Consider the following 25,353-nt stretch of genomic DNA (forward strand, 5'->3'; position numbering starts at 1 on the left):
CCGATATGGCAGCACCTGTGAAGAAGCCCGAAGGGGTACGCAGTTTCCCCAAGCCGGAGTTCACCGACGCCGAGGCCGGCGCCCTGGAGTTCCCGAGCTCGAACAGCCGCTCGTACAACTACTTCAAGCCGGCGAAACTGCGCGCCACCACCTACGAGGACGTTACGTTCGACGTCCAGCCCGATCCGGAACGGCACCTGACCCAGGGCTGGATCTACGGCTTCGCCGACGGCGAGGGCGGCTACCCGCAGGACTGGACCGCGCTGAAGTCCGGCGACTGGCACCAGTTCCGCGACCCGAACCAGGAATGGGAACAGACGATCTTCCGCAACAACGCCAACGTGGTGCGGCAGATCCAGCAGAACCTGGCCAACGCCAAGCTGGCCAAGGCCTACCAGGGGTGGGCCCCGGGCTGGGTGCACTTCGTGGAGCGGAACCTCGGGGCCTGGATGCACGCCGAGAACGGCCTCGGGCTGCACGTCTTCGTCGCCTGCCAGCGCTCCGCCCCGACCAACATGATCAACAACGCGATCGCGGTGAACAGTGCCCACAAGCTGCGTTTCGCCCAGGACCTGGCCCTGTACAACCTGGACCTGAGCGAGGCCGGCATCGGCTTCGACGGTTCGGCGCACCGTTCGGTCTGGCACACCGACCCGGTGTGGCAGGGGGTCCGGGAGAACGCCGAGCGGCTGACCGCGATCGGCGACTGGGCCGAGGCCCTGTTCGCCACCAACGTGGTGTACGAGTCGCTGGTCGGTGGGCTGTTCCGCTCGCACCTGGTGATGCAGATCAGCGCCCGCAACGGCGACTACGTCACGCCCTCGCTGGTCGGCACCGGGGAGAACGACTACGCCCGCGACCTGGCCTACACCCGAGCGCTGTTCACCCTGCTGGTGCGCGACCCCGAGCACGGCGCCGCGAACCGGGCGCAGTTGCAGGAGTGGCTGAGCACCTGGCTGCCGGTGAGTCTGCACGCCGCGCAGGAGCTGCAGCCGATCTGGTCGCACCCGGCCGAGCGGGTGCTGCCCTTCGCCGAGTCGTTCTCGGCGGCCAAGGACGACCTGCGGGCCGTCCTGTCCGACCTCGATCTGCCCGAGCCGAAGGAGCTGAGCCGGTGAGCGACATGGTGTTCGGCGCCGGGACCGGGTCGTCCAACAAGTGCGGCGTGACCCTGATGAACAACCAGAACGGGTACGTGGTCGCCGAGGTCATGCGGCAGAAGGAGGGGGTGCAGATCGCCGAGTTCCCCTCGATGATCCGGGTCGACGGTGAGCGTCTGCTGACCTTCGACTTCGACGAGATCACCCAGGCCCTGGGCTCCGACTTCGACCAGTCGGACTTCGAGGAGATCATGTCCACCCACTACGGGCGGATGGTCCACTTCGACGACCGGACCATGCTCTTCGCCAATCCGGAGGACGCGGCCGAGTACATCGACTTCGACCTGAAGGTCGTCGAGTAATCCACTGATTCACGGCCCTGTCGGCCTGTCCGTGCGTTGTCGCGGACGCACGGGCGGGCCGCCGGGGTTCAGGCTGAGGAGAGATCATGTACGAAAAAGATGGTGAGAAGTACTACGTCGTCGACAGTCACATCCACTTCTGGGACGGCGGCGAGTCGAACCAGAAGAACCGCTACGGAGCGGGTTTCACCGGGTGCTTCTACGACTACTCGAAGAACCTGAGCCCGGCCGAGGAGGTCTGGACGCTGGAGAAGTTCGGGTCGTACACCGAGGAAGACCTGATGCACGACCTGTTCGAGGTCGGCTACGTGGACAAGGGCATCTTCCAGCCCACCTACCTGACCGACTTCTACATCAACGGCTTCAACACCACCGAGCGCAACGGCGCCCTGGCCGAGAAGCACCCGGAGAAGCTGATCACCAACGGCGCCTGGGACCCGCGCGACGGCGAGGCCGGCCTGGACGCGCTGGAGGCCCTGCACGAGCGCTGGAACCTCAAGGGCGTGAAGCTGTACACGGCCGAGTGGAAGGGCGACTCGAAGGGCTGGAAGCTCACCGACCCCTGGTCGTACCGGTACCTGGAGAAGTGCGAGGCCCTGGGCATCCGGAACATCCACGTGCACAAGGGCCCGACCATCTACCCGCTGAACCGGGACGCCTTCGACGTGGCCGACGTGGACGACGTGGCCACCGCCTTCCCGAACCTGAACTTCATCATCGAGCACGTCGGCCTGCCCCGGCTGGAGGACTTCTGCTGGATCGCCACCCAGGAGCCGAACGTCTACGGCGGCCTGGCCGTGGCCATGCCGTTCATCCACAGCCGGCCGCGCTACTTCGCCCAGATCATCGGCGAGCTGCTCTACTGGCTGGACGAGAACCGGCTGACCTTCGCCAGCGACTACGCGATCTGGCAGCCCCGGTGGCTGATCGAGCAGTTCGTCGACTTCCAGATCCCGGAAGACATGCAGAGCGAGTACGGGGTGCTCACCACCGACATCAAGAAGAAGATCCTCGGGCTGAACGCGGCGCGCCTGTACGGGTTCGAGGTGCCGGAGGAGGCTCAGGTGAAGACCCCCGGTCTGGAGACCGGGGCGGCCAAGGGCTCGGCCCCGATCGACGTGTCCGACCCGGTGACGGCGTGAGAGCGCCGCGCGAGCAGGAGGTCTGGATCGTGCTCGGACTGGTGCGGGATCCGGAACTGGACGAGCCGATCACCGACCTGAACTTCGTGACCGAGGTCCAGGTGAGTGAACACCATGTGCTCGTCCGGCTGCGACTGCCCACCTACTTCTGCGCCCCCAACTTCGCCTACCTGATGGTGGCCGACGCGCACGACGTGGTCAGCCGGCTCTCCTGGGCCACGGACGTGACCGTGCGCCTGGAAGACCACTTCGCCTCCGACGAGATCAACGGGGGCGTGGCCGACGACGCCGGATTCAGCGGTTCGTTCCCCGGGCAGAGCGAGGGCGAACTGGACGAGCTGCGGGCAACTTTCCAGCGCAAGGCCCACACCGCCTGCCTGGAACGCTCGTGCCGTTCGCTGCTCGACGCCGGGTGGGAGGTCGAGGGTCTCTCCCGGGCCCGGCTCTCGGACCTGCCGGCCGGGGCCGCCAAAGATGCGCTCCTACGCAGACGGTCGGAGATCGGACTCGACTCGGAACCCGGCGACCCACTCGTGGTGGACGCCACCGGCCGGCCCGTGACCGACGTCCACAAGCACTTGCGGTTCGCCAAGACGGTGCGTGTGAGCATCGACGGCAACGGCATCTTCTGCCGGGGCCTGCTGGCCACCCGCTACGGCGACGAATCCGGCCCGGGCACGCTGTCCGGCGTCATCCCGGTCACCGACCTCTGGAGGAGGGCGTCATGAAAGCTGTCCAACTGGGCCAGTACGAAACGCAACCCGTCCTCACCGAGGTGCCCGACCCCGTCCTCAGTTCGCCCCTGGACGTGATCGTGAAGGTGGGCGGCGCCGGAGTGTGTCGCACCGACCTGCACATCATCGAGGGGCAGTGGGAGCAGAAGTCGGGGGTTGCGCTGCCCTACACGATCGGTCATGAGAATGCGGGCTGGGTGGCCGAAGTCGGCTCCGCAGTGACCAACGTGGCAGTGGGCGACCCGGTGATCCTGCACCCGCTGGTCACCTGTGGGCTGTGCCGGGCCTGCCGAGACGGCGACGACGTGCACTGCGTCAACTCGAAGTTCCCGGGCATCGACACCGACGGTGGGTATGCCGAATACCTGCTCAGCAACGCCCGTTCCGTGGTCAAGCTGGACCAGGCGCTGCAGCCGGCCGACGTGGCGGCTCTGGCCGATGCCGGGTTGACCGCCTATCACGCGGTGGCCAAGGCGGCCCGGGTGCTTCGGCCGGGTGACACTGCCGTGGTGATCGGGGCCGGTGGGCTGGGGCACATCGGAGTTCAGGTGTTCCGGGCCCTGTCGGCGGCCCGGCTGATCGTGGTGGACCGCTCTGCGGATGCGCTGAAGCTGGCGGCGGACCTCGGGGCCGAGCACACCATCGTGGCCGACGGCACCCAGGTGCAGCAGGTGCTCGACCTCACCGAGGGCAACGGGGCCGAGGCGGTGATCGACTTCGTCGGTGAGGGCGGCGCTCTGGAAGACGGGGTGGCGATGCTGCGCCGGGCCGGGAACTACTACGTGATTGGCTACGGCGGAACGCTTTCGGTGCCGACCATCGACATCATCTCCACCGAGGTCAACTTCGTGGGCAACCTGGTCGGCTCGTACAGCGACCTGGCCGAGCTGATGGTGCTGGCCGCGCGGGGCAAGGTCACGCTGCACACCGCTACCTACTCCTTGAGCGACTTCGCCCAGGCGCTGACCGATCTGGACCGCGGGAACGTCCGTGGCCGGGCCATTCTGATTCCGTAAGGAGGGTTTTTGACTATGGCTAAGGACCTGCGTTTCGACCGGGACGCACGAAGCTTGCTGGAAGCCGGGGTCAACGCCCTGGCCGACGCCGTGAAGGTCACCCTGGGCCCCAAGGGGCGCAACGCGGTGATCGAGAAGCTCACCGGGGCGCCGACCATCACCAACGACGGCGTCACCATCGCCCGTGAGATCCAGCTGCGTAACCCGTTCGCCAACATGGGCGCGCAGCTGGTGAAGGAGGTGGCGATGAAGACCAACGGCGTGGCCGGTGACGGCACCACCACCGCCACCGTGCTGGCCCAGGCCCTGGTTCGGGAGGGCCTGAAAGCAGTTGATGCGGGCGCGAACCCGATGCAGGTGAAGCGAGGCATCGAGAAGGCCGTGGCGGCGGTGATCGAGGTGCTGGCCGATCGTAGCGTGCCGGTGGGCGGCCGTTCCGACCTGCAGCACGTGGCCATGCTGTCGGCCAACAACGACGCCGAGATCGGCGAGGTGATCGCCCAGGCGATGGAGAAGGTGGGCAACACCGGCGTGGTCACGGTGGAGGAGTGGCCGCACTTCGGTATGGCGGTGAGCTACACCGACGGCGTGGAGTTCGACCACGGCTACATCTCGCCCTACTTCGTCACCGACAAGGACCGGATGGAGGCGGTCCTCGAAGACGCCTACGTCCTGCTCACCAACGAGAAGATCACCTCGGTGCAGACCCTGATGCCGGTGCTGGAGCAGGTGCGGCGCACCGGCCGGCCGCTGGTGCTGCTGGCCGAGAACGTCGACGGCCCGGCGTTGTCGATGCTGATCACCAACCACCTGCACGACACCTTCCACTCGGTGGCGGTGCGGGCGCCGGGCTTCGGCCACCGCCGCGTGGCCGAGCTGGAGGACCTGGCCGTGGTGCTGGGCGGCACCGTGGTCAGTTCCGAGTCGGGGGTGTCGCTGTCCTCGGTGCGCCTGGAGAACCTGGGCCGGGCCCACCGGGTCACGGTGACCGAGGCCGGCACCACCATCGTGGGTGGTGACGGCGACGCCGAGGCCGTGCGCGCCCGGGTCCAGCAGATCGGCAAGGAGCTGGCCCGGGCCGAGAACGAGCACGACCAGGACACGCTGCGGCTGCGGATGGCCCGGCTGTCGGGGCAGGTCGCGGTGATCAACGTGGGCGCGGTGACCGACGTGGAGCTGCGCGAGAAGCAGCACCGGCTGGAGGACTCGCTGCAGGCCACCCAGGCGGCGATCGAGGAGGGCGTGGTGTCCGGGGGCGGTACGGCCCTGGTGCAGGCCCAGCCGGTGCTGGACGGGCTGGCGCTGGAGGGCGACGCGGCGGTCGGGCGCGACATCGTGCGGCGGGCGCTGGAGGAGCCGTTGCGCTGGATCGTGATCAACGCCGGGCACGACGGTGACGCGGTGGTCGCCGAGGTGGCGTCGTTGCCGGTGGGGCAGGGGTTCAACGCGCTCACCGGGCAGTACGGCGACATGTTCGACTTCGGGATCATCGACCCGCTCAAGGTGACCCGGTCGGCGTTGCAGAGTGCCGCGTCCATTGCCGCCCTGCTGCTCACCACCGAGACTCTGATCGTGGAGGAGGTGCTGGGCAACCCGGGGGCGATCGTGGCGCCGGGCTTCGGTGACCTCGCCGAGGGGATGGTGCGGCCGTCCAACATTTACTGACCGGTCTGAGTTCACCGTAATAGCGCCGTCCCGAACCCCCTCCCACCCGGGGAGACGATCCCGCGTGGGCCAAACGTGAGGTGGGGTGCAGCACCGATGCACCCCACCTCACCGCAGGCAGAGAGCGAGTCAGATGAATCCACCGTTGGCCACCCCCACGACCGTCCACGCCGGTGTCCAGGCCACCGGGGTGCGCGAGAACAGCACCGGCCGCCGCGCGGTCGGCACCACGCTGGGCTCGGCCCTGGTGGCCGCGGTGGCGTACATCGACCCGGGCAACTTCGCCACCAACGTCTCGGCCGGCGCGCAGTACGGCACCATGCTGGTCTGGGTGGTGGTCGGGGCCAGCGCGGTGGGCATGCTGGTGCAGTACCTGTCGGCGAAACTGGGCCTGGTCACCGGGCGTTCGCTGCCCGAGCAGTGCAAGCAGCACCTGTCCCGGCCGGCCCGGATCGGCCTGTGGCTGCAGGCCGAGCTGGTGGTCGTCATGACCGACCTGGCCGAGATCGTGGGCGGCGCCATCGCGCTCAACCTGCTCTTCGGCGTCCCCCTGCTGCCCGGCGCCCTGATCATGGTGGTGGCCGCCTTCGTCATCCTGGCCCTGCACATCCGCGGCCGCGACGCGTTCCGCCCGGTCGTGTACGTCTGTTTCGCCGTGGTGGCCGCGGGTTTCCTCTACCAGGCGTTCCTGGCCGACCTCGGGGGAGCGGAACTGGCCTCGGGGTTCCAGCCCCGGCTGGAGGGCACCGACAGCGCCTACCTGGCGGCCGGGATCGTCGGGGCCACGGTGATGCCGCACGTGGTCTACCTGCACTCCCACCTGACCAAGGGCGAGGCGCTGATCTCCCGGCGCAGCATGCCGAGGCTGATCCGGATCACCCGGCGCGAGATCGTCGGGGCGATGCTCCTGGCCGCCACCGTGAACATCTCGATCATGCTGGCCGCCACCGTGCTCGCACCGACCGACACCCTCGAGGGCGCCCACGCCGGATTCGCCGACCTCACCGGCGAACTCAGCAGCTGGGTGTTCGCCTCGGCCCTGCTCGCCTCCAGCCTGGCCTCGACCTGCGTGGGGGTCTACTCCGGGCAGACCATCATGGCCGGGTTCCTGCACCGAAGCGTCTCGCTCCGGGTGCGGCGCGCCATCTCGGTGCTGCCTTCGCTGGTGATCCTGGCGATCGGGGTGGATCCCACCGCGGCGCTGGTGCTGAGCCAGGTGGTGCTCTCGTTCGGGATCCCGTTCGCGCTGGCCCCGCTGATCTGGTTCACCAGCCGCCGGGCGGTGATGGGCGAGAGCCGGAACCGGATGAGCACGGTCGTGGTGGCCACGATCGTGCTGGGCGCCGTGGTCGCACTGAACGTTTTCCTGCTGGGCACGCTGTTTCTGGGTTGAGCGGGCATAGTTTCCCGGTATGAACACAGCTGAACTCTTGACCGACGGTTTCGAGCGGGTGAAGGAGTCGGTGGCCGAGGTGGCCGACGGGCTCACCGCCGAGCAGCTCGCCCACCGCCCGGGTGGCACCGGCAACTCGATCGGCTGGCTGCTGTGGCACCTCACCCGGGTGCAGGACGACCACGTGGCCGAGGTGGCGGGCACCGAGCAGATCTGGACCGCGCAGGGCTGGGTGGAGCGGTTCGCTCTGCCCTTCGAGCCCGGGGAGACCGGGTACGCGCAGTCCAGCGCGGAGGTCTCGCAGGTCCGGGTGGAGTCGGGCGATCTGCTGGTCGGCTACTACGACGCGGTGCACGCCCGCACGCTGGAGTACCTGGGCGGGCTGAAGGAGGCCGACCTGGACCAAGTGGTCGACGAGCGCTGGGACCCGCCCGTCACGCTGGGCGTGCGGCTGGTCAGCGTGCTGAACGACGACACCCAGCACATCGGCCAGGCCGCCTACGTGCGCGGCATCCTGCCCTGAGTTCGTAACTGGGCCAGCCAGTAGAGGATCGGCTCCTCCCACTCCGCGGCCGCAACCGGGTCCCAGACCACCTCGGACCCGGTTGCGGCCTCGTCCGGGCTCAAGGCCCGCAGCCAGCTCAGGGCCCGGTGCAGCGGGGCCAGGTCGAGCACCGCGCGCAGTTCGGTGCGCAACTGCGCCAGCGGCGCCAGGTCGGTGAAGACCTCCAGGTAGGCGTCCTCGAGCCGGGCCACTCCGGCGGCGTCCACGCCTTCGGCGGCGAACATCAGCGGCAGGTCCATCGTGCTGAACGGGTGGGCCACGCACGAGTCGCCGAAGTCGAAGAAGCGGTAGGCGCCCGCTTCGTCCACCGCCACGTTGTTGTCGTGCAGGTCGCCGTGCTGCAACGAAGGGGGAACCAACGGCGCTTTGAGGACTGGGGGTACCTCCCGAAGCCGGAGGCGGTGGGGGACCGTGGGCCTCTCCCAGCCGGCGGCGAGGGTTGCGAGCCGATTGCGTTCGTCGGCCGGTACCTGCTCAGCGGTGGTGAACGGGCGCAGCAGGTCGAGGTAGCGGTGCGGGCGCTCGTCCGGGACACCCTGTTCCAGAAGCGTTTCCACGTGAGGGGTGAGGCTGCGCTGCAGTTCGGCGAACCGCTGCACGAGGGGGATCCAGACCTCCAGCCGGAAGGTGTCGCCTTCCCGCTCGCGCAGCACCGTCCCGGCCGAGGCCACGATCAGCCGGTGCCCGGCCGGGTCGGTGGCCAGGAGCTCCGGCACCAGGGCGGGGCAGGCCCGGGTCAGCACCGGCAGCACCACGGCCTCGTGGCCGGTGCGGGCGGTCGCGCACTTGAGGAAGGCATCGGCGTGGCCCGGCCGGGTGAGCCGCCAGGTGACCGCCCAGGGCCGGGAGCGGAGCCGGTGCAGTTCCACCGGCCCGAGCACGTCCCGGGCCCAGTCGACGGCCGCAGTGACCCGTTCGTCTCTCACCGGCCCATCGTGCCAGTCACCCGGGCTGGTCAGGCAGGGTGAAGCGGAACGTGGCGCCCTGGCCGGGGGCCGACTCGGCCCAGATCCGCCCGCCGTGCCGCTCCACGATCCGGTGCACCGTGGCCAGCCCGATCCCGGTTCCGGGGAAGTCGCTCTGCTTGTGCAGCCGCTGGAACGGTGAGAACAGCCGCTGGGCCTGGGCCATGTCGAACCCGGCGCCGTTGTCCCGCACGAAGAAGTCGCCCTCGGCCGAGCGCCCCATCTCGATCCGCGGGCCCTCGGTGGCCCCACTGAACTTCCAGGCGTTGCTCAGCAGGTTCTCCAGCACGTTGCGCAGCAGGCGGGGGTCGGCCGAGACGGTCAGGTCCGGCCCGATCACCGTTTCCACCACCCGCCCGGGCGACCCGGCGGCCAGGTCGCTGAGGATTTCGCCGGCGATCACGCCGAGGTCGACCGGGCGGCGCGACAGCTCGGCCCGGCCCACCCGGGACAGCTCGATCAAGTCGTCGATCATCTCGTTCATCCGCTTCACCGAGGCCCGGATCCGGGCGGCGTAGTGCTGCCCGGTCTCGTCCAGGTGCTCCTCGACCACCTCCAGCAGCATCGCGGTGAACCCGTCGATCGCCCGCAACGGGCTGCGCAGGTCGTGCGAGACCGAGTAGCTGAACGCCTCCAGCTCCAGGTTCTTGCGCTCCAACTCCTCCACCATGGCGGCCTTGGTCAGAGCGATCTCGGCGTCGGCGTGGGCCTGGGCGGCCTCGATCTCCTTGCGCAGCAGGCTCTCGCGGATCTGCCGGTGCTCGTCGGCCACCTGCTTGCGCTGCATCTGGGCGCGGATCCGGGCGAGCAGCACCCGGGTGTCGGTGGCGGCCTGGACGTAGTCGTCGGCGCCCGCCCCGAGCGCGTCGATCATGGTCTGCCGACGGTCGTCGTCGCCGATCACGATCAGCGGCACGTCACGCACGCCGGGCGCCGCCTTGATCTTCGAGCAGACCTCCAGGCCGTCCGCCCCCTCGATCAGGATGCAGTCACAACGCTGGAAGGCCAGCAGTTCCAGGGCCTCCTCGCCGGATCGGGCCTGGACCACGTCGAACCCCTCGCCGCGCAGGTGCTCGGCGTAACCGGTGAGGCCGGAGGCCCCGATCGCCACCACCTTCTTCAGCCGCTGCAGGCTGGCCGTGTCCACCACCGGACCGGGTGCCGCCCCGGTCCGCAACGCGGCCGAGAGCTTGGCCAGCACCACGTCCGCGTCGGTGCCCGCCCGCACGAAGGCGTCGGCCCCGGCGTCCAGGGCGGTCAGCTCGGCGCCGGCGTCGTCCGAGGCGGCCAGCAGTAGGCAGGGGATCGCCCGTAGGGCCGAGTCCAGCCGGATCCGGCGGATCACGGTGGCCCCGTCGATGTCCGGCAGGGCCGCGTCCACCAGAACCGCGTCCGGCCGGCGGGCCGCCGCCTGGCGCAGCCCGGCCAGCCCGGAGTCGGCCTGGACCACCTCGTAACCGTTGTCCTGCAGCATCTGCGTGAACCGGCCCTGCACCTCGGTGCTGTCGTCGATCACCAGCACCCGTAACGGGTGCTCGGCGTCCGAGCTGGGCACGGTGATCAGTTCCTGGGCCCGCGAGACCAGGTAGCCGGAGTCGTAGGGCTTGCCCAGGTACTCGTCCGCGCCGGTGCTCAGCCCGCGGATCCGGTCCTTCACCTCGGCCTCACTGCTGAGCATGAGCACCGGCAGGGCCGCAGTGGCCGGGTCGGTGCGCAGCTGCCGCAGGACGTCCACGCCGTCGCCGTCGGGCAGGACCACGTCCAGCACGACGCAGTCGGCCGACTCGGCGGCCAGCTGTTCCCAGAAAGCCGCGACCGTGGCGCAGGGCACGGTGCGCCACCCGGCCTCGCCGAACGCGTTCACCAGGTCCATCCGCACGGTCAGGCTGTCGTCGAGAATCAGCACGGTGCCGATGCTTCCGTTGTTCGTCATCGTGGCCTCATTCGTACCGCCAGGTCGGAAGGTACGGTCAGCCGGCCGAGCGCGGGCCCGATCCGGTCGATCGGCAGGACGTGCTGGGCCCCGCCCAGCCGCACCGCCTCTCCGGGCATGCCGAACACCACCGAGGTGGCCTCGTCCTGAGCGATGGTGAGTCCTCCGGTGCGGTCGATCTCGAGCATCCCGGCGGCGCCGTCCTTGCCCATGCCGGTGAGCAGGCAGGCCGCCACCCGCGGGCCGTGCGACTGCGCCAGGGACTCGAACAGCACGTCGACACTGGGCCGGCAGGAGTGCCTTTCGGGTTCGTCGGTGAGCAGCAGCGTGTTGCTGCGTACCCGTAGGTGCCGGCCCGGAGGGGCCATCACCACCTCGCCCGGGCGCACGTTGGTGAGTGGTTCGCCGCTGACCGCCAGGCGCACCCGGCGGTCGGTGGCCTCGGCCAGCCAGGAGGCGAACGCGTTGCCGAACGACTCGTGGACGTGCAGCACCAGCAGGATCGGCAGGGCGAAGGTGGCCGGCAGGGTGCGCAGCACGGTGGCCACCGCGGTCGGCCCGCCGGTGGAGGCCCCGATCGCCACCAGCGAGTAAGGATGAGACGGATCTGCCTGTGGGGGAAGTGGTTCCGGAGTGCGGGCGGCGGGTACCGAGGCATGGTGACCGATCCGGCGGATCACCCGGATCCGGGACACCAGCCGGCAGGTACGCAGGAACTCGCGGTCCCAGGCGTCGTTCCCGCCGGTGGTGTCCCGGCCCAGCGGCTTGTCCAGCACGTCGACCGCACCGGCGTCGAGCGCGGCGATGGTGTCGATGAACCCGGCCCGGTTGTCGGCGCTGGAGATCACCAGGATCGGGGTGGGGCAGTGCTGCATCAGCTGCTCGGTGGCGGCCAGCCCGGACAGCCCGGGCAGCATCATGTCCATGGTGACCAGGTCCGGGCGCAGCCGCTGGCACTCCTGGATCGCGGTCTCCCCGTCGCCCGCCTCGCCGACCACCTCGAAGGCCGGGTCCGAGCGCAGGGCGGCCACGATCCGGGCCCGTACGGTGCGCGAGTCCTCGACCACGAGCACCCGGATCGGCCGGCCGTCGGGGCTCATCCGGCATCCTCGGCGCTCGGGCGTTCGGCTGTGTGTTCGGTGACGAGCCGGGCGACCGCGTCGAGCAGGGTGCTCTGGTGGAACTCGCCCTTGTCGATGTGCGCCCGGGCGCCGGCGGCCCGGCCGCGCTCGCGGTCCTCGGGGCCGGCCTTGGTGGTGACCAGGATGCAGGGCAGGTGCCGCAGTTCGGGGCGGGTGCGGGTCTGCTCGATGAAGGCGAAGCCGTTCATCCCCGGCATCTCCACGTCCACCACGGCCACCGCGTAGCGCTGGCGGGCGGCCATGGCCAGGCCCTCCTCCGCCGACCCGGCCTCGTCCACCCGGTAGCCGGCCGCCTGCAGGATGCTGCGTTCCAGCATCCGGGTGGTCAGGGAGTCGTCGACGATCAGGATCGGGACGGGGGCGCCGGGGGTGGGGGAGGCCGTGGTGGGGGAGGCTGTGGCGGGTGGGAGCGGGACGGGGGTGCTGACCCGGGGCAGGCGGCGGGTGGCGGCGACGGCGGCCACCTCGGCCGGGTCGAGGACGGGGCGGGCCCGGCCGTCGATGTCGATCCAGATGCCGCACACCAGCGGGGGTACGGGGGCGAGCTCGGGCAGGGCCCGGACCGCCACCTCGGCGGTCCCGACCAGGCGGGTGACGCCGACTGCGACCAGGCCCTTGCCGCCCTCGAGGAGCAGGACGGTGCGGCCGTTCTCTTCCGGGCCGACGGAGTCGGCGGGGAGGGTGAGGACGTCGGCCAGCGGGACGTAGGGGATGCGACGGCCGTTGTGCCGCACGGCCAGGGCCCCGGAGAAGTCGTCCGGGCCGATCCGGCGGGCCTGCCGGACCGCGCGCAGCGGCAGGGCGGCCAGGTCGGCGCTCTCGGTGGGTCGCACCAGCACCACCTCCTGCGCCGTCATCGTGGCCGGGGTGGTCAGGTCGATGGTGGTGCCCTGGCCGGGCGTGGTGGTGATCTCGATCCGCCCCCCGGTGCGTCGCACCACGTCCTGCACCACGTCCAGGCCGATCCCGTGCCCGGAGATCTCACTGACCGTGCCGGCCGTGCTGATCCCGCTGCCGAGCAGCAGCTGCAGCACCTGGGCGTCGTCGATCCCGGCGTCGGGAGCCCGCCCGGTCTGCACCAGCTTGCGCCTTACCGCGTCCAGGTCGATGCCGCGCCCGTCGTCCGTGCAACGGAACCGCACGCCCTGCGCGCCGTGACTGATCTCCACCTGAACCCGCCCGCTCTCGTCCTTGCCCAGGGCCCTTCGTTGCGCCGGGGTCTCGACGCCGTGGGCCACCGCATTGCGCACGATCTGCCGCAGAGCGGTCTGGACTCCGGCCAGAATGGTTGCGTCCAGAGCGATCTCGGCGCCTCGCACCTCCAGCCGGGCCCGCTTGCCCTGGGCGGCGGTCACGTCCCGCACCCCACGTTCCAGGTCGGGCACGATCGTCTCGACCGGGATCAGGCGCAGCTGCTCGGCGGTGGTGTACACCTCGCGCAGTTCCCGATCGATCCGGTCGGCGCTGGTCTCGAGAATCCGCGCCAGTGTGGTCAGTTCCTCGATCTGCGAGTCGGTCAGCCGGCCGGTGGCCTCGGCCACGGCGCGTAGCCGGCGGGCCCGCAGCGCGCCGTCGCGTACCGTGCTCAGCTGGGTGCGGGTCTGCACCACACCGTTGATCAGGTTGTCGATCTCCAGCAGCGAGGCGCGGGCGGTCGGCAGCGGGTCGGGGATCCGCTCGGCCGGGGCCGGGTCCAGCGTGCTCGAGGCGGGGGCCTCGGGGTTGGCCCGGGGAGCCGGGATCGGGGCAGCCTCCGGCGCGGGTTCCTCACTGCCGCCGAGCTGCTCCAGACCGGCGCTGAGCCCGTCCACCAACTGCTGCATCTGGTCCAGTTCGGCGGTGGGCAGCGGCTGTTCGCTGTTGCGGTGGGGCCCGAGCATCTCCTCGAGCTCGTGCACCCGGTCGGCCATGTCGGTCTGCCCCACCACCCGGGCCGCACCCTTGAGCGTGTGGGCGTGCCGCAGCGCCGTGCGGGCGGCGTCGGCCGCCGGTCCGCCCCGGGCCAGCTCGGACAGGGCCACGGTGAGCTCGTCGACGAGCTCCCGGGCCTCGATCCGGAAGTACTGCAGCAGGTCGCTCACCGCGGCGTCGACCCGCTCCCCGTTCCGCCGCCGCCGCCGACGCCCGCCCGGGCCGCCCGCGGGCGGGCCGCCGGGGTGATCGAGTCCGGTTCGATCAGCCCCCGCAGCCGGGCCGACAGCTCGGCCAGTTGCGAGGCGGTGGCCAGGATCTGACCGGACCCGGCCTCGCTCTCCTTGGTGGTCTGGGTGACGTTGCCGACCGCGAAGTTCACCTGCTCCACCGCGGTGGTCTGCTGCTTGGTGCTCAGCTCGATCTCCCGGGCCGCCTCCATCGTGGTGCGCATCAGCTCCACGATCTGGTCGAACTGGGCCGTCACGGACTCGAACTGGGCGCTGCCGGAGTCCACCGACTTGGCCCCGATCTCGGTGGCCATCACCGTGGTGTGCACCGCGTTGCGCACCACGTCGATCAGCGTGCGGATCTCCTTGGTCGACTCGGTGACCCGGTCGGCCAGCTTGCGGATCTCGTCGGCGACCACAGCGAACCGGCGGCCGGACTCACCCGCCCCGGCCGCCTCGATGGTGGAGTTGATCGCCAGGATGTTGGTCTGCTCGGCCAGTTCGGACACGATGTCGAGGACGGCCCCGATCTGCTGCGACTTCTCGCCGAGCTCGATCATGTGGTCGACGATCACCTGCACCTGGTGCCGGATCTCGTTCATCGACTGCTGGGCGGTGGCCATCGTGCCACCGCCGGAACCGCCGGCCTCGGCGGTCTGCTCGGCCACCGCGGCCACCCGCTGGGCGCTTTCGGTGATCTGCCGCGAGGTGGCCAGCAGTTCGTTGATCGTGGTGGAGATCTCGCTCATCGCGGTGGCCTGTTCCATCGCCCCCACGGCCTGCTGGTTGGCGGTGGTCTGCAGCTCCGCCGACGAGGTCTGCACCTGGCCCACGGCCCCGCCGATCCGCGAGCGCAGCCGCCGGGTGATGTACAGCCCGATCAGCGCGGTGGCCAGCACCGCCAGGCCGTAGACGGTGCAGATGGTGATCACGTCGCGGCGCTGGGCGGCGTCGGCCGCCCGGATGCCGTCCTGGGCCAGGTCGTGCTCGTACGCGGCGAACTCGTTCAGCGCGTCCTGCAGGTTGGTCCGGGTCGAGGCGGCCTCCAGGAAGGCCTCGGCCGAGTCCTGGGTGGTGCCCTGCTCCCGGACCTCGATCAGGTTGTTCATCGACTGGCGGGACTGCTGCTCGGCCTCGTCGATCCGGCTGACCAGTTCGCGGCCCCGGTCGGTGTGCACCATGCCCTGGGCGGTCTTGATCAGGTTGTCGAACTCGACGGTGCGGGCCTCGGCCGAGCGGTGGAACGTCTCGTCGTTGGTCAGCAGGTAGGCCCGCACCTCGGCGGACCGGTCGGCCCGGGCGGTGAGCAGCTTCTGGGCGATGAGTTCCAGCTGGGAGTCCACCTCGATCACCCGGTCCTTGGCCCGCACCACCTCGCTCAGCCCGTAGAGCGCCACCGCGCCGCCGATCACGTTCAGCAGCAGCACCACGGCGAAGCCGACCGCCAGGGTCCGGCCGAACGTCCAGTTGGGTCGCATGGTCAGATCTCCGTTCCCGTGCACAGCCCGCGGACGGTGTGCACCACCTCGGCCAGGGAGAGCAGGTACTCGCCGGCCAGTTCCGCGGCCGGGACCCGGCCGAAACCGGTGAAGTCGCCGAACACCAGGGCCACGGCCGGCTCGGCGGCCGGGACCACCACCCAGCGCGGGCTCTGCGCCACACCGCCCAGCAGCAGCCCGAGGTCCCAGGCAGCGGCCACCGAACCCCGGTTGCTGACGATCCCGACCATCGCCGGGTGCCGGGAGGGCAGCGGGGTGATCGGCGGATGGGCGGAGATCCCGGCCACCTCGCCCAGCCGGATCCCGCGCTCCTCGACACCGATCCGCAGCCGCAGCACGTCCTGCATCGGGGTCTCGTCGCTGCCGGGGGCCTCGGCGAAGGCGGCGTCGAACTCGGCCCGCATCGCGGCGGCCCGCTGGGCCAGCTCGCTCGGCCCGGTCAGTGCGCGCAGGGGGGTCATGACCGCCCCGCCCGGGAGATGGTCCGGCACACCGAAAGCAGGGCCTCGCGGTCGAAACCGCCCCCGAAGAGCAGCACCCGGCGCTCGCTCTCGCTGGTCAGCAACTGCGCGGCGCGCTCGTAGCAGCGGTCGGAGGTGTTCTGGTCGCCGCCGAACCGGGTGAGCCGACCCAGGTGCAGGTGCCCCAGAGCGAACCCGGGATCCGCGTCGACCGCGGCGTTCCAGTGCAGCAGCGCTCCGCGCTCGTCGGAGTCGGCCTCGCGACACGTGGCCAGGACGCCGTGGGCGTCGGCGGCCACCGCACCGCCGCGGCCCAGTAGCCGGTGGGCGTCGCGCCCGGCGCCGCTCAGGTCGCCGGCGTGGGCCAGCAGCATGGCGCGGACCAGCATCACCTCGGTGTCCCAGAGGCTGCGCGGAGGGACTGCGGGCACGTCGATCAGCTCGATCACCCCCAGGGCAGCGGCGAAGCGCTCGGCCCGCAGCAGCTCCAGGACCTGACCGAACGACTCACGGTCGGGGCCGGAGGGACGGCGCGCGGGCAGGCCCCGGGGCACCACCCGTACGGTGGCCGACCGGGGGGAGTCGCTGAGCCGGTAGTAGAAGCAGCCGTCGGTCTCGCACAGCTCGAAGTCGTCGGTGACGCCGCGCAGGGTCTCGGCCGACCCGAGGAACAGGTAGCCGCCTGGCAGCAGGGCGTCGGCCAGGCGCTGCACGACCTGCGCCATCGCCGCCGGAGCGAAGTACATCAGCACGTTGCGGCAGAAGATCGCGTCGAAACGGGGCTGCCAGAAGGCCGGGTCGGCAGCCGCCAGGTTCTGCGGCCGGAATTCCACCGACTCCCGCAACGACGGTTTGACCAGGAAGTGCCCGTCCTCCTGGTCGAACCAGCGGCGCTGCACGGCCGGGGGCACGGCCCGCATCGACCACGACGTGTAGCGCCCGGCCCGGGCCTTGGCCAGGGCCTGCGGGTTCACGTCCAGCCCGATGATCTGCGCGTTCGGGTAGCCGTTGTCGCGCATGGTGATGGCCAGGGAGTAGGGCTCCTCGCCGCTGGCGCATCCGGCGGACAGCAGCCGCGGACCGGCGCCCTCGGGCCGGTCGGGCCGGGCCAGTCGGTCGGTCAGCACGGTGCGGGTCAGCACCGAGAACTGCTCGGCCTGGCGCAGGAAGTAGGTCTCGCCCACGGTCAGCGCGCCGGCCAGGGCGCTCAGCTCCTCGCCGGAGCGCTCCAGGCTGTCCAGGTACCCCGACACCGTGGGGGCCTGGCGCGCGGTGGTGCGCTGCAGCAGGACCTGGGTCAGCCGGGCCCGGTCGGTGGGGCCGAAGGTGAGGCCGAGCCGGTGCTCCACGATCGCGGCGAACCGGGCGCTCTCGTCGTCGGTGGGCCCGGCCGGCCCGGCTCGTCCCACAGCTTGGCGCTCGGTCAGGATGACGACACCTCCGTCAGCTGCTCCCAGAGCTCGTCCGGTACCAGCCGCGAGGCCTCCAGCACCACCAGCAACTGCTGGTCGCGGGTGGAGACGGCGCTGTACAGCTCTGATTCCGGGCCTCCGAGCAGCGAGGGCAGCGCCTGCAGGTCCTCGGACGGCAGGGTCCGGATCCCGGTGACGTCCTGCACGGCCAACGCCACCTGACGCTCGTTCGCCGTGATCAGGGTGATCCACCGTCCGGCCCGCACCGGCGCCCCTCCGGTCAGCACACCCGAGTCCACGACCGGGACGGCCGTACCCCGGATCCGCGCGACCCCTGAGACAAAATCTGGCATCCCGGAAAAGGGGGCGGCGCTGAGCGGGCGCATCGTCTCCCGTACGGCTGTGAGCGGGACGGCGAACGATTTTCCCCCCGTGCTGCACAACAGCAAGGAAATGCCGGTCCCGCTGCGGCCAACCCCCGTCTTCACCTGCCTTGTCTCGGCGGGGGGAGCACGGTTCTTGACCGTCTGGAAGTGGCTGGAACTGGTCAGCGGGTGAACTCGATCCCCTCTGCGTCCACCCGGGAAAAGCGCTGTAGCAGGGCATCCACTCCGTACGACGAGTACAACCGCCAGGGCCAGCGTCGTCCTTGGGAGGGCACCAGTTGTGCGGCCCGGGTGAGATACCCCGAGGTGAGGGTCAGCAGGGGCACCCGCTCGGCGGACGGGGGCGGCTGGGCCACGGCAGTGCGGTAACCGTGGCGGCGCATGTGTTTGAGCATCCGCACCACGAAACGCGCCGACAGTTCGGTCTTGAGCGTCCAGGAGGCGTTGTCGTACCCGATCAGGAAAGCCAGATTGGGGACGTCCGTGAGCAACGTTCCTTTGTAGGTCACCTTTTCGGCGGGGTCGACGGGGGTGCCGTCCACGTCCAGCGCCACGCCTCCCAGTAACCGGACCCGCAAACCAGTGGCGGTGACCACGAGCGTTGCCGGCAACAAACGTCCATTGGTCAGTCTGATGCCGTTCTCGGTGAACGTCTCGATCTCCCCGGTGACCACCTCGGCGTCTCCGGCCCGCAGCGCCGTGAACAGATCGGCGTCGGGCACCACGCACAGTCGTTGGTCCCAGGGGTTGTAGCGGGGGCGGAAATGCTCCATGGGGTAGTCGTCGGGCAACAGTGGACGGACGCGGCCCAGAAGCCATCGAGCCGCCAGGGAGGGAGCCAGGCGGCAGAGGTGCCAGAACGTCGTCGTAACGCTCACCGCGCGCAGACGCTCCAGCCGTCCGGCCAGCCGGGGGGAGAACCGGGCCAGGCGGGGCAGCGAGAACGAGTGCCGCTGGGGAAGCGAGATCAGGTAGCTGGGGGAGCGCTGCAGCATCACCGTGCTGCGGGCGGCCGGGGCGAGCGCCGGCACCAGGGAGACGGCCGTGGCCCCGCTGCCGATCACCACGACGTCCTCACCGGCCCAATCCAGGTCTTCGGGCCAGAGCTGAGGGTGCACCAACCGGCCGGTGAACCGTTCCTGGCCCGGCAGAGGCGGCCGGTACGGGTCCTGGTAGTCGTAGTAACCGGTGCACAGGATCAGGTAGGAGCAACTGATCACGCGCTCGGCGCCCGCGCCCAGCCGGATCCGCACCGACCAGCGGGCCCGCTCACCGGCCCACGACGCCGAGACCACCTCGTGCCCGTACCTGATCCTGGCCTCGACGCCGTACTCCTGGGCGGTGTCGCGCAGGTACTGCAGTACCGAGGCGCCGTCGGCGATGGCCTCGGGGCTGGTCCACGGCCGGAACGAGTAGCTCAGGCTGAACATGTCCGAGTCGGAGCGCACCCCCGGATACCGGAAGAGGTCCCAGGTACCCCCGCTGACCTCGCGCGACTCCAGCACGGCGTACGACAGACCGGGCAGCGAGCGCTCCAGGTGGCAGGCCGTGCCGATCCCGGAGAGCCCGGCGCCGACGACCAGGACGTCCAGGTGTTCCGGGTCGGTGGCTGAGCGTGAGGTTTCCGGCACCCGGCCATCATCGGTGAGGGGGCGCGCCCGGTCCTGCCGAAGCGGCCGGTCCCGCCCAAGATCGCTTCACCGCAACGTAACCCGGACCGGCCCGGGCGGCTGGACATCCGGTGAAATCGGGCGTTCGATCGAGGTACGTGATGAATTTGTACCAAGTACGTCTCGACACAGGGTGCTCATGTACAAGCCACAGGGAAACTGCGTAACCTCTGCTCGCGTGGCACAGCGACGCAAGGTGGTAGCAGCGGTCAACCGGGAGCTCGAAGAACGGTTCGGGTTCCGCGTGGTCAGAGTGAAGGACGACGAGGAGGCACCGCCCCCGGTCGAGGTCGTCGAGGAGGAGAAGCCGCGGATCCCGGTCCGGCGCCCCTCCGACCCCAGAGACCGGCTGGTCCAGCGTCCGGTGTTCCTGCTGTCCTCGGTCCGCTCCGGTTCCACCCTCTCCCGGGTCATCCTGAACAGCCACTCTCAGATCCACTCGCCGCACGAGATGCACTTCCGCCGCACCCAGGTGATCGCCTACACCACCCCGGTCCAGCAGGCGCTGGAGCACTTCGACCTGAACGAGCGCGACCTCGAGCACCTGCTGTGGGACCGCATGCTGCACCGCGAGCTCACCCTGAGCGGCAAGTCGGTGCTGGTCGAGAAGACCCCGAGCAACGTGTTCGTGGCCGACCGGCTGGCCACCGCCTGGCCCAAGGCGAAGTTCATCTACCTGATCCGCCACCCCTGGTCGATCGCCCAGTCCTGGCACGAGGGCGACCCGGAGAACCGGCCGGTGCCGGTGGCGATCCGGCACACCCTGAACTACATGGAGTACCTGGAGAAGGCCCGGAACAAGCGGGCCGGCCTGACCATCCGCTACGAGGACCTGACCACCGAGCCGGTCAAGCAGACCCAGCTGATCTGCGAGTTCCTCGGGCTGGAGTGGGAGCCGGGGATGCTGGAGTACGGCAAGAAGGACCACGGCGACTTCAAGAAGGGCATCGGGGACTGGAAGGAGAAGATCAAGACCGGGACGATCCAGCCCGGCCGCCCGCTCCCCGACATCTCCGACGTGCCGGTCGAACTGCGCCCGATGGTCGAGCGCTGGGGTTACTGACCCCACGGGTTCATCCGCTGTTCATCCCCGGTGGTTCGTCAGGGCAAAGTCAGCCGCCCTTCACGGTTTCCGCCCACACCGGGGACCGGGATCTGCCACGCTCGGATTTCTGGTGCGACCTGAGGGTCGTGAGAGAAACCAGGCGCGGACAGTGACCAAAGGAGATCCCCTTCCATGACCCTGACCAGGAACCGCCGAGTGCTCGTGGGAGCGGCGGCAGCCGCGTCGGTCCTCGCCGCGGGGGCGGCCGCGGTCGCCTTCTCCGGCTCCGCCACGGCCGCCGAGCCGGCCGCCGCCAAGCCCGCCACGGTCACCGTCGACGGTAACGAGCTCAGGTACCAGGCCGCCCCCGGCCAGGTGAACAAGCTGGTCGTCACCCGGAGCAGCGAGGGCGTGGAGAACGACACCAGCCCGTTCGGCACCAGCAAGTACACCTGGGTGTTCGACGACAGCGTCGAGATCGAGGGGGCGGCCGACCTGTGCACCTACCCCCAGGCGTCCGACCGCACCCTGATCCGGTGCTCGCTGGTGGTGGAGCACACCCAGAGCCCGGGCTACGTCTCCACGATCAAGCTGGGCGACAAGAACGACTCGGTCAAGTACGTCAACGACAACAGCGGCGGCTACGAGGCCGACGTCTTCCACCTCGGCGCCGGCAACGACGTGTACTCGTCCAAGGGCACCAAGGACGGCAGCCGGATCGAGGGCGGCAACGGCAACGACACGATCACCACCGGTCGTGCGGCCGGCGACCAGTCCTCGGTCCAGGGTGGCAACGGCAACGACACGATCCGCCTGGGCCGTGAGTACCTCGGCGCCGACGGCGGCGCGGGCAACGACAAGATCTACGGCCAGGCCGCCGCCGACTGGCTCGACGGCGGTGCGGGCAACGACTCGATCTGGGGCGGGGCCGGCCGGGACACCATCGAGGGCGGGGCCGGCAACGACAAGCTGTACGGCCAGGGCGGCGCCGACTGGATCTACGGCCAGGGCGGCAACGACAAGCTGTACGGCGGTCCGGGCGCCGACGTCCTGCGGGGCGGCCCGGGCAAGAACGTGGTCAAGCAGTGAGCTGAACAGCTGAGTCCGAGGGAGCCCTCGGTGCCGTGGCCGGAACTGGCCGCCGCACCGGGGGCTTCACCGGTTCTGCGGCGGGCCGGCTCACCAGGACCAGCCGCGTTCGGCCAGCAGCAGTTCGCGGCGGGCGCGCAGGTCGCGCCCGGCCAGGCGCTGCGGCGGAGGGGTGGCAAAGCCGGTGGGGCAGGTGCTTTCGCCGGTCTCGGGCACCCCGGCCAGCCGGCAGGCGCGGCCCAGCAGGGCGTCGTAGGCCGCCGCGCTGGCCTCCAGGCGGGCGGCCCGCGCGAAGATCGACTCGTCCCAGTGCAGCCGGTTGATCTCGTCGGCCAGGGCGTGCAGGCGCAACTGCAGCCGCAGGGCCTCGAACGGATCCGGCTCCGGGGGCGGGGGCACGGTGGCGAACGGGGCGGCGAGCCCACGCAGGACTTCGCGCCGCCCGGGCTCCCGCCGCCGGAACGCGGCCAGAGCCGCGGCCAGGGCCAGGGCGGTCAGGATCAGCACGATGATCATTGGTCTGGTCCATCTGCTCAGTGATGTCGGGGCGTCCCTTACTGCGGGATGTCCGCACCGCCTCAGCAACTCTACGATCCGCGCCGACAAGATCACTATGCGTTTGTGTGCCCTCTGACCGCATTGCGTCGACCGGCCCGGATCGGCCGGCCGGTGATCTCCGTCGCACCCCTATGGATCCAAAGTGAAACTGTTAGGATCCAGTCGAGATGGCGATGGAGGAGCTGTTCCGTCGGCCGTGCGAACCCGATCGAGGAGAAGCCTTGTCTTCCGAGCTGCGCGAAGGTCTGCCCGCCCTGCCTGAGGTAAGCCCGTTCTTCCTGGCCGGGCAGTGGCAGGCCGAGGGGGAGGGACGTGAGCTGTTCGACGTTCTCGACCCGGCCACCGAGGAGCGCCTCACCCAGGTGCCGCAGGCCACCACCGCCGACGTGGACGCCGCCGTGCGGGCCGGGCGCCAGGCCCTGGCCGACCGCGCCTGGACCGGTCTGGCCCCGCTCGAGCGCAGCCGGGTCCTGCACCGGATCGCCGATCTGATCGAGGCCGACCTGGAGGCGCTGGCGATCCTCGAGACCCGGGACAACGGCAAGCCGATCGAGCGCTCGCGGGCCGACACGGCCAGCGCGGCCAGAACTTTCCGGCACTACGCGGGGGCGCCCTCGCGCCTGGCCGGGGCCACCGTGCCGATCGGCGACGGGCACCACGTCTACACCACGCTGAACCCGGTCGGGGTGGCCGCGCTGATCCTGCCCTGGAACTTCCCGATCATGACCGGCGCCTTCAAGATCGCCCCGGCGCTGGCCGCGGGCTGCTCGATCGTGGTCAAGCCGGCCGAGCAGACTCCGCTGACCATGCTCCGGCTGGCCGCGATCATGCGCGAGGCCGGGGTGCCGGACGGTGTGGTCAGCGTGCTCACCGGTGACGGCCGGGTCGGCGCCGCGATGGTCGAGCACCCGCTGGTGGCCAAGGTCAGCTTCACCGGAAGCACCGCGGTGGGCCGGCTGGTGGGGCGCTCCGCGGCCGGGACGTTCAAGCGGGTCACCCTGGAGCTGGGCGGCAAGAGCGCCAACATCGTGTTCGCCGACGCTGATCTGGACGCCGCCGTGACCACCGCGATGCGGGCCTCGTTCGGCCACTCCGGGCAGATGTGTACCGCGGGAAGCCGTCTGCTGGTGCAGAACTCGATCCTGCCAGAGATGACGGCCCGGCTGGCTGCCGCGGTGGCGAAGGTGCCGATGGGCGACGGTCTGGCCGGTGGGGTCTCGGTCGGCCCGCTGGTCTCGGCCGAACAGCGCAGCCAGGTGCTCGGCTACATCGAGAAGGGCCGGGCCGACGGGGCGGAGCTGGTGCACGGGGGTGGTGCGCCGGAGGGGGCCGGCTACTACGTCGAGCCCACGCTGTTCACCGGGGTGCGCAACGACATGGTGATCGCCCGGGAAGAGATCTTCGGGCCGGTGGTGGGGGTGCTCGGGTTCGATGACGAGGACGAGGCGGTGGCCGTGGCCAACGACTCGAACTACGGCCTGGCGGGCGGGGTCTGGACCCGCGACCTGGGGCGCGCGCACCGGGTCGCCGCGGCCGTCGAGGCCGGGACGATCTGGGTGAACACCTACAACGTCTTCGACCCGGCCCTCGGCTTCGGCGGGCTGAAGGACTCCGGCATCGGGCGCGACCTGGGTGACGAGGCGCTGCTCGGCTACACCGAGACCAAGGCCGTCGTGGTCGCCTACTGAACCGGGCCGATCAGCTGGCGCGGGCAGACCGGGACCGGAATCTCTGGAGTTGATGGATCCAATCATGTTACTTTCGGATCCGAAATTGCGATCAAAGGCGGATGGTGTGGAGAGCTCTCTCGATGCGGCCCCGGCCGCGGTGCCACTGCTGACCAGCGGTGCGGGCGGCGGTCGGCACGCAGGTGCGGCCATCGACGTGGCTCATGAACGGGCCCGTACGCCCGGGGCCACCGTCGCCCACCACTTCAACGCCGCCGGTTCGGCCCTGCCCAGCCAGAGCGTGGTGCAGGCGGTGGTCGACCACCTGCGGCTGGAGGAGCGGCACGGCGGGTACGAGGCGGCCCACCAGGTCGCCGACCGGATCGAGGCGGTCTACCAGGACGCAGCGCGGCTGGTGGGGGCCGACCCGGCCGAGATCGCCCTGTTCGACAGCGCCAGCACCGGCCTGCGGACGATCGTCGAGGCCCTGCGGCTCGGGGCCGGGCAGCGGCTCCTGGTCAGCCGCTCCACCTACGTCAGCCACGCCCTGCACCTGATGAGCCTGGGCCGGGAGCACGACGTCGAGGTGGTGGTGGTGCCGAACTCGGCCTCCGGTGCGATCGACCTGCAGGCCTTGGACTCCGAGCTGGCCGGCGGCGGCCCGGCCATCGTCTGCGTGGCGCACATCCCGACCTCGTCCGGCCTGGTCGAGCCGGTCACCGAGATCGGCGCGCTGGCCCGGCGGCACGGAGCCCGGTACGTACTGGACGCCACCCAGTCGGTCGGGCAGGTGCACCTCGACGTGGCGGCGATCGGCTGCGACGCGATGGTCACCACCGGCCGGAAGTTCCTGCGCGCCCCGCGCGGCACCGGATTCGCCTTCATCGGCCGGGAGATCGCCGGTTCCCTCGCCCCCACGGCGCCCGACGTGCGGGGGGCGGTCTGGACGTCGGCCCGGGACTGGGAGCTGAAGGACAGCGCCCGCCGGTTCGAGACCTGGGAAGCCTCGATCGCCGGCCGGATCGGCCTCGGGGTCGCGCTGGGCGAGGCCCTGGCCCTGGGGACCGGGCAGATCGAGACCCATCTGGTGCAGACCGCCGCCGCGGTGCGGGAGGCGCTCGTGGTGGTCCCCGGGGTCACCGTGCAGGACCCGCCGTCCTCGCCCTCGGCCATCATCACCTTCACCGTCGAGGGCCTGCCCGCCCGCCGGGTCAACGAGCTCCTGGCCCAGCACGGCCTGCGCACGGTGTCGGTACCCGCCTCGCACGCCCAGTGGGACCTGGGGGCCCGCGGCGTGGACGCGGTGGTGCGGGCCTCACTGCACGTGTACAACGACGAGACGGACACCGCTGCGCTGGTCGAGGCCGTGGCCGGGATCGCGGATTCGGCCGAGGCGAGGGCGGTCTGA

General features: G+C 70.6%; 22 protein-coding genes. 12 read left to right on the forward strand and 10 right to left on the reverse strand.

From position 1 onward, the window contains the following. The first annotated feature begins 5 nt into the window (after window positions 1–5). From LWF15_RS09295 to LWF15_RS09330, 8 genes are all read left to right on the forward strand, one after another. Window positions 6–1,118: an aromatic/alkene monooxygenase hydroxylase subunit beta gene (locus LWF15_RS09295; protein WP_232810015.1), complete on the forward strand. Its 1,113-nt coding sequence runs from the start codon at window positions 6–8 to the stop codon at window positions 1,116–1,118. A 5-nt stretch (window positions 1,119–1,123) separates the two neighbouring features. After that, window positions 1,124–1,462 carry a propane 2-monooxygenase effector subunit MimD gene (gene mimD / locus LWF15_RS09300; protein WP_232810178.1) on the forward strand — a complete coding sequence of 113 codons (339 nt, stop codon included), beginning with the start codon at window positions 1,124–1,126 and terminating at the stop codon, window positions 1,460–1,462. Between the two features lie 86 nt (window positions 1,463–1,548). Further along, window positions 1,549–2,604 (forward strand): amidohydrolase family protein, encoded by a 1,056-nt coding sequence (locus LWF15_RS09305; RefSeq protein WP_232810016.1) that lies wholly within the window; start codon window positions 1,549–1,551, stop codon window positions 2,602–2,604. Next, entirely contained in the window at window positions 2,601–3,332 is a 732-nt protein-coding gene (locus LWF15_RS09310) for an iron-sulfur cluster assembly protein (protein ID WP_232810017.1), read from the forward strand. The genes LWF15_RS09305 and LWF15_RS09310 overlap by 4 nt, the downstream gene beginning before the upstream one ends. Further along, the gene (locus LWF15_RS09315; RefSeq protein ID WP_232810018.1) at window positions 3,329–4,354 is read left to right on the forward strand and encodes an NAD(P)-dependent alcohol dehydrogenase; all 1,026 of its coding nucleotides are present in this window, start codon (window positions 3,329–3,331) and stop codon (window positions 4,352–4,354) included. The genes LWF15_RS09310 and LWF15_RS09315 overlap by 4 nt, the downstream gene beginning before the upstream one ends. Before the next feature lie 15 nt (window positions 4,355–4,369). Next, window positions 4,370–6,019, forward strand: a complete 1,650-nt coding sequence (gene groL, locus LWF15_RS09320) for a chaperonin GroEL (RefSeq protein ID WP_232810019.1) — start codon at window positions 4,370–4,372, stop codon at window positions 6,017–6,019. Window positions 6,020–6,152: 133 nt separating this feature from the next. Next, window positions 6,153–7,412, forward strand: coding sequence for an Nramp family divalent metal transporter (locus LWF15_RS09325; protein ID WP_232810020.1), 1,260 nt, complete (start codon window positions 6,153–6,155; stop codon window positions 7,410–7,412). Window positions 7,413–7,431: 19 nt separating this feature from the next. Next, window positions 7,432–7,935: a mycothiol transferase gene (locus tag LWF15_RS09330; RefSeq protein WP_232810021.1), complete on the forward strand. Its 504-nt coding sequence runs from the start codon at window positions 7,432–7,434 to the stop codon at window positions 7,933–7,935. Here the strand turns inward: LWF15_RS09330 and LWF15_RS09335 are convergent. The 9 genes from LWF15_RS09335 to LWF15_RS09375 are packed head-to-tail and all read right to left on the reverse strand — an operon-like array spanning window position 7,911 to window position 19,547. After that, a complete protein-coding gene (locus tag LWF15_RS09335) occupies window positions 7,911–8,903 on the reverse strand; it encodes a phosphotransferase (protein WP_232810022.1) in 993 nt (330 codons plus the stop codon). The two genes, LWF15_RS09330 and LWF15_RS09335, sit on opposite strands and share 25 nt — an antisense overlap. A 16-nt stretch (window positions 8,904–8,919) precedes the next feature. Further along, window positions 8,920–10,875: a response regulator gene (locus LWF15_RS09340; RefSeq protein WP_232810023.1), complete on the reverse strand. Its 1,956-nt coding sequence runs from the start codon at window positions 10,873–10,875 to the stop codon at window positions 8,920–8,922. Continuing rightward, a complete protein-coding gene (gene cheB, locus LWF15_RS09345; RefSeq protein WP_232810024.1) occupies window positions 10,872–11,975 on the reverse strand; it encodes a chemotaxis-specific protein-glutamate methyltransferase CheB in 1,104 nt (367 codons plus the stop codon). Before cheB ends, LWF15_RS09340 begins: the two co-directional genes overlap by 4 nt. After that, window positions 11,972–14,098 carry a hybrid sensor histidine kinase/response regulator gene (locus LWF15_RS09350; protein WP_232810025.1) on the reverse strand — a complete coding sequence of 709 codons (2,127 nt, stop codon included), beginning with the start codon at window positions 14,096–14,098 and terminating at the stop codon, window positions 11,972–11,974. Before LWF15_RS09350 ends, cheB begins: the two co-directional genes overlap by 4 nt. Further along, window positions 14,095–15,636 carry a HAMP domain-containing methyl-accepting chemotaxis protein gene (locus LWF15_RS09355; protein WP_232810026.1) on the reverse strand — a complete coding sequence of 514 codons (1,542 nt, stop codon included), beginning with the start codon at window positions 15,634–15,636 and terminating at the stop codon, window positions 14,095–14,097. Before LWF15_RS09355 ends, LWF15_RS09350 begins: the two co-directional genes overlap by 4 nt. A gap of 2 nt (window positions 15,637–15,638) precedes the next feature. Beyond that, window positions 15,639–16,118, reverse strand: a complete 480-nt coding sequence (locus tag LWF15_RS09360) for a chemotaxis protein CheW (RefSeq protein WP_232810027.1) — start codon at window positions 16,116–16,118, stop codon at window positions 15,639–15,641. Next, complete coding sequence (locus tag LWF15_RS09365; RefSeq protein WP_232810028.1) at window positions 16,115–17,527, reverse strand: CheR family methyltransferase; 1,413 nt, start codon at window positions 17,525–17,527, stop codon at window positions 16,115–16,117. The genes LWF15_RS09360 and LWF15_RS09365 overlap by 4 nt, the downstream gene beginning before the upstream one ends. A gap of 14 nt (window positions 17,528–17,541) precedes the next feature. Beyond that, on the reverse strand, window positions 17,542–18,018 hold the full coding sequence (locus LWF15_RS09370) for a chemotaxis protein CheW (protein ID WP_232810029.1): 477 nt from the start codon (window positions 18,016–18,018) through the stop codon (window positions 17,542–17,544). Between the two features lie 59 nt (window positions 18,019–18,077). After that, window positions 18,078–19,547 (reverse strand): flavin-containing monooxygenase, encoded by a 1,470-nt coding sequence (locus LWF15_RS09375; protein ID WP_232810030.1) that lies wholly within the window; start codon window positions 19,545–19,547, stop codon window positions 18,078–18,080. A 217-nt stretch (window positions 19,548–19,764) separates the two neighbouring features. Between LWF15_RS09375 and LWF15_RS09380 the strand changes: the two genes are divergently transcribed. Together LWF15_RS09380 and LWF15_RS09385 are read left to right on the forward strand one after the other, a co-directional pair. Beyond that, window positions 19,765–20,649 carry a sulfotransferase family protein gene (locus tag LWF15_RS09380; RefSeq protein ID WP_232810031.1) on the forward strand — a complete coding sequence of 295 codons (885 nt, stop codon included), beginning with the start codon at window positions 19,765–19,767 and terminating at the stop codon, window positions 20,647–20,649. A gap of 174 nt (window positions 20,650–20,823) precedes the next feature. Next, the gene (locus LWF15_RS09385) at window positions 20,824–21,720 is read left to right on the forward strand and encodes a calcium-binding protein (protein ID WP_232810032.1); all 897 of its coding nucleotides are present in this window, start codon (window positions 20,824–20,826) and stop codon (window positions 21,718–21,720) included. A 90-nt stretch (window positions 21,721–21,810) separates the two neighbouring features. Here the strand turns inward: LWF15_RS09385 and LWF15_RS09390 are convergent, their stop codons facing one another. Next, window positions 21,811–22,236, reverse strand: a complete 426-nt coding sequence (locus tag LWF15_RS09390) for a hypothetical protein (protein ID WP_232810033.1) — start codon at window positions 22,234–22,236, stop codon at window positions 21,811–21,813. A gap of 263 nt (window positions 22,237–22,499) precedes the next feature. Here LWF15_RS09390 and LWF15_RS09395 point away from each other — a divergent pair, with 263 nt between their 5' ends. Then, a complete protein-coding gene (locus LWF15_RS09395; protein WP_232810034.1) occupies window positions 22,500–23,966 on the forward strand; it encodes an aldehyde dehydrogenase family protein in 1,467 nt (488 codons plus the stop codon). A 106-nt stretch (window positions 23,967–24,072) separates the two neighbouring features. Then, on the forward strand, window positions 24,073–25,353 hold the full coding sequence (locus LWF15_RS09400; RefSeq protein ID WP_232810035.1) for an aminotransferase class V-fold PLP-dependent enzyme: 1,281 nt from the start codon (window positions 24,073–24,075) through the stop codon (window positions 25,351–25,353).

It is taken from the genome of Kineosporia rhizophila (assembly GCF_021277265.1).
In the GTDB taxonomy this organism is placed as follows: Bacteria; Actinomycetota; Actinomycetes; order Actinomycetales; family Kineosporiaceae; genus Kineosporia; species Kineosporia rhizophila.

Bases quoted from the DNA above. Each gene is read 5' to 3' on its own strand.
- LWF15_RS09295 (WP_232810015.1), top strand. From the start codon at position 6: ATGGCAGCACCTGTGAAGAAGCCCGAAGGGGTACGCAGTTTCCCCAAG.
- mimD (WP_232810178.1), top strand. From the start codon at position 1,124: ATGGTGTTCGGCGCCGGGACCGGGTCGTCCAACAAGTGCGGCGTGACC.
- LWF15_RS09305 (WP_232810016.1), top strand. From the start codon at position 1,549: ATGTACGAAAAAGATGGTGAGAAGTACTACGTCGTCGACAGTCACATC.
- LWF15_RS09315 (WP_232810018.1), top strand. From the start codon at position 3,329: ATGAAAGCTGTCCAACTGGGCCAGTACGAAACGCAACCCGTCCTCACC.
- groL (WP_232810019.1), top strand. From the start codon at position 4,370: ATGGCTAAGGACCTGCGTTTCGACCGGGACGCACGAAGCTTGCTGGAA.
- LWF15_RS09325 (WP_232810020.1), top strand. From the start codon at position 6,153: ATGAATCCACCGTTGGCCACCCCCACGACCGTCCACGCCGGTGTCCAG.
- LWF15_RS09330 (WP_232810021.1), top strand. From the start codon at position 7,432: ATGAACACAGCTGAACTCTTGACCGACGGTTTCGAGCGGGTGAAGGAG.
- LWF15_RS09340 (WP_232810023.1), bottom strand. From the start codon at position 10,875: ATGACGAACAACGGAAGCATCGGCACCGTGCTGATTCTCGACGACAGC.
- cheB (WP_232810024.1), bottom strand. From the start codon at position 11,975: ATGAGCCCCGACGGCCGGCCGATCCGGGTGCTCGTGGTCGAGGACTCG.
- LWF15_RS09355 (WP_232810026.1), bottom strand. From the start codon at position 15,636: ATGCGACCCAACTGGACGTTCGGCCGGACCCTGGCGGTCGGCTTCGCC.
- LWF15_RS09360 (WP_232810027.1), bottom strand. From the start codon at position 16,118: ATGACCCCCCTGCGCGCACTGACCGGGCCGAGCGAGCTGGCCCAGCGG.
- LWF15_RS09385 (WP_232810032.1), top strand. From the start codon at position 20,824: ATGACCCTGACCAGGAACCGCCGAGTGCTCGTGGGAGCGGCGGCAGCC.
- LWF15_RS09390 (WP_232810033.1), bottom strand. From the start codon at position 22,236: ATGATCATCGTGCTGATCCTGACCGCCCTGGCCCTGGCCGCGGCTCTG.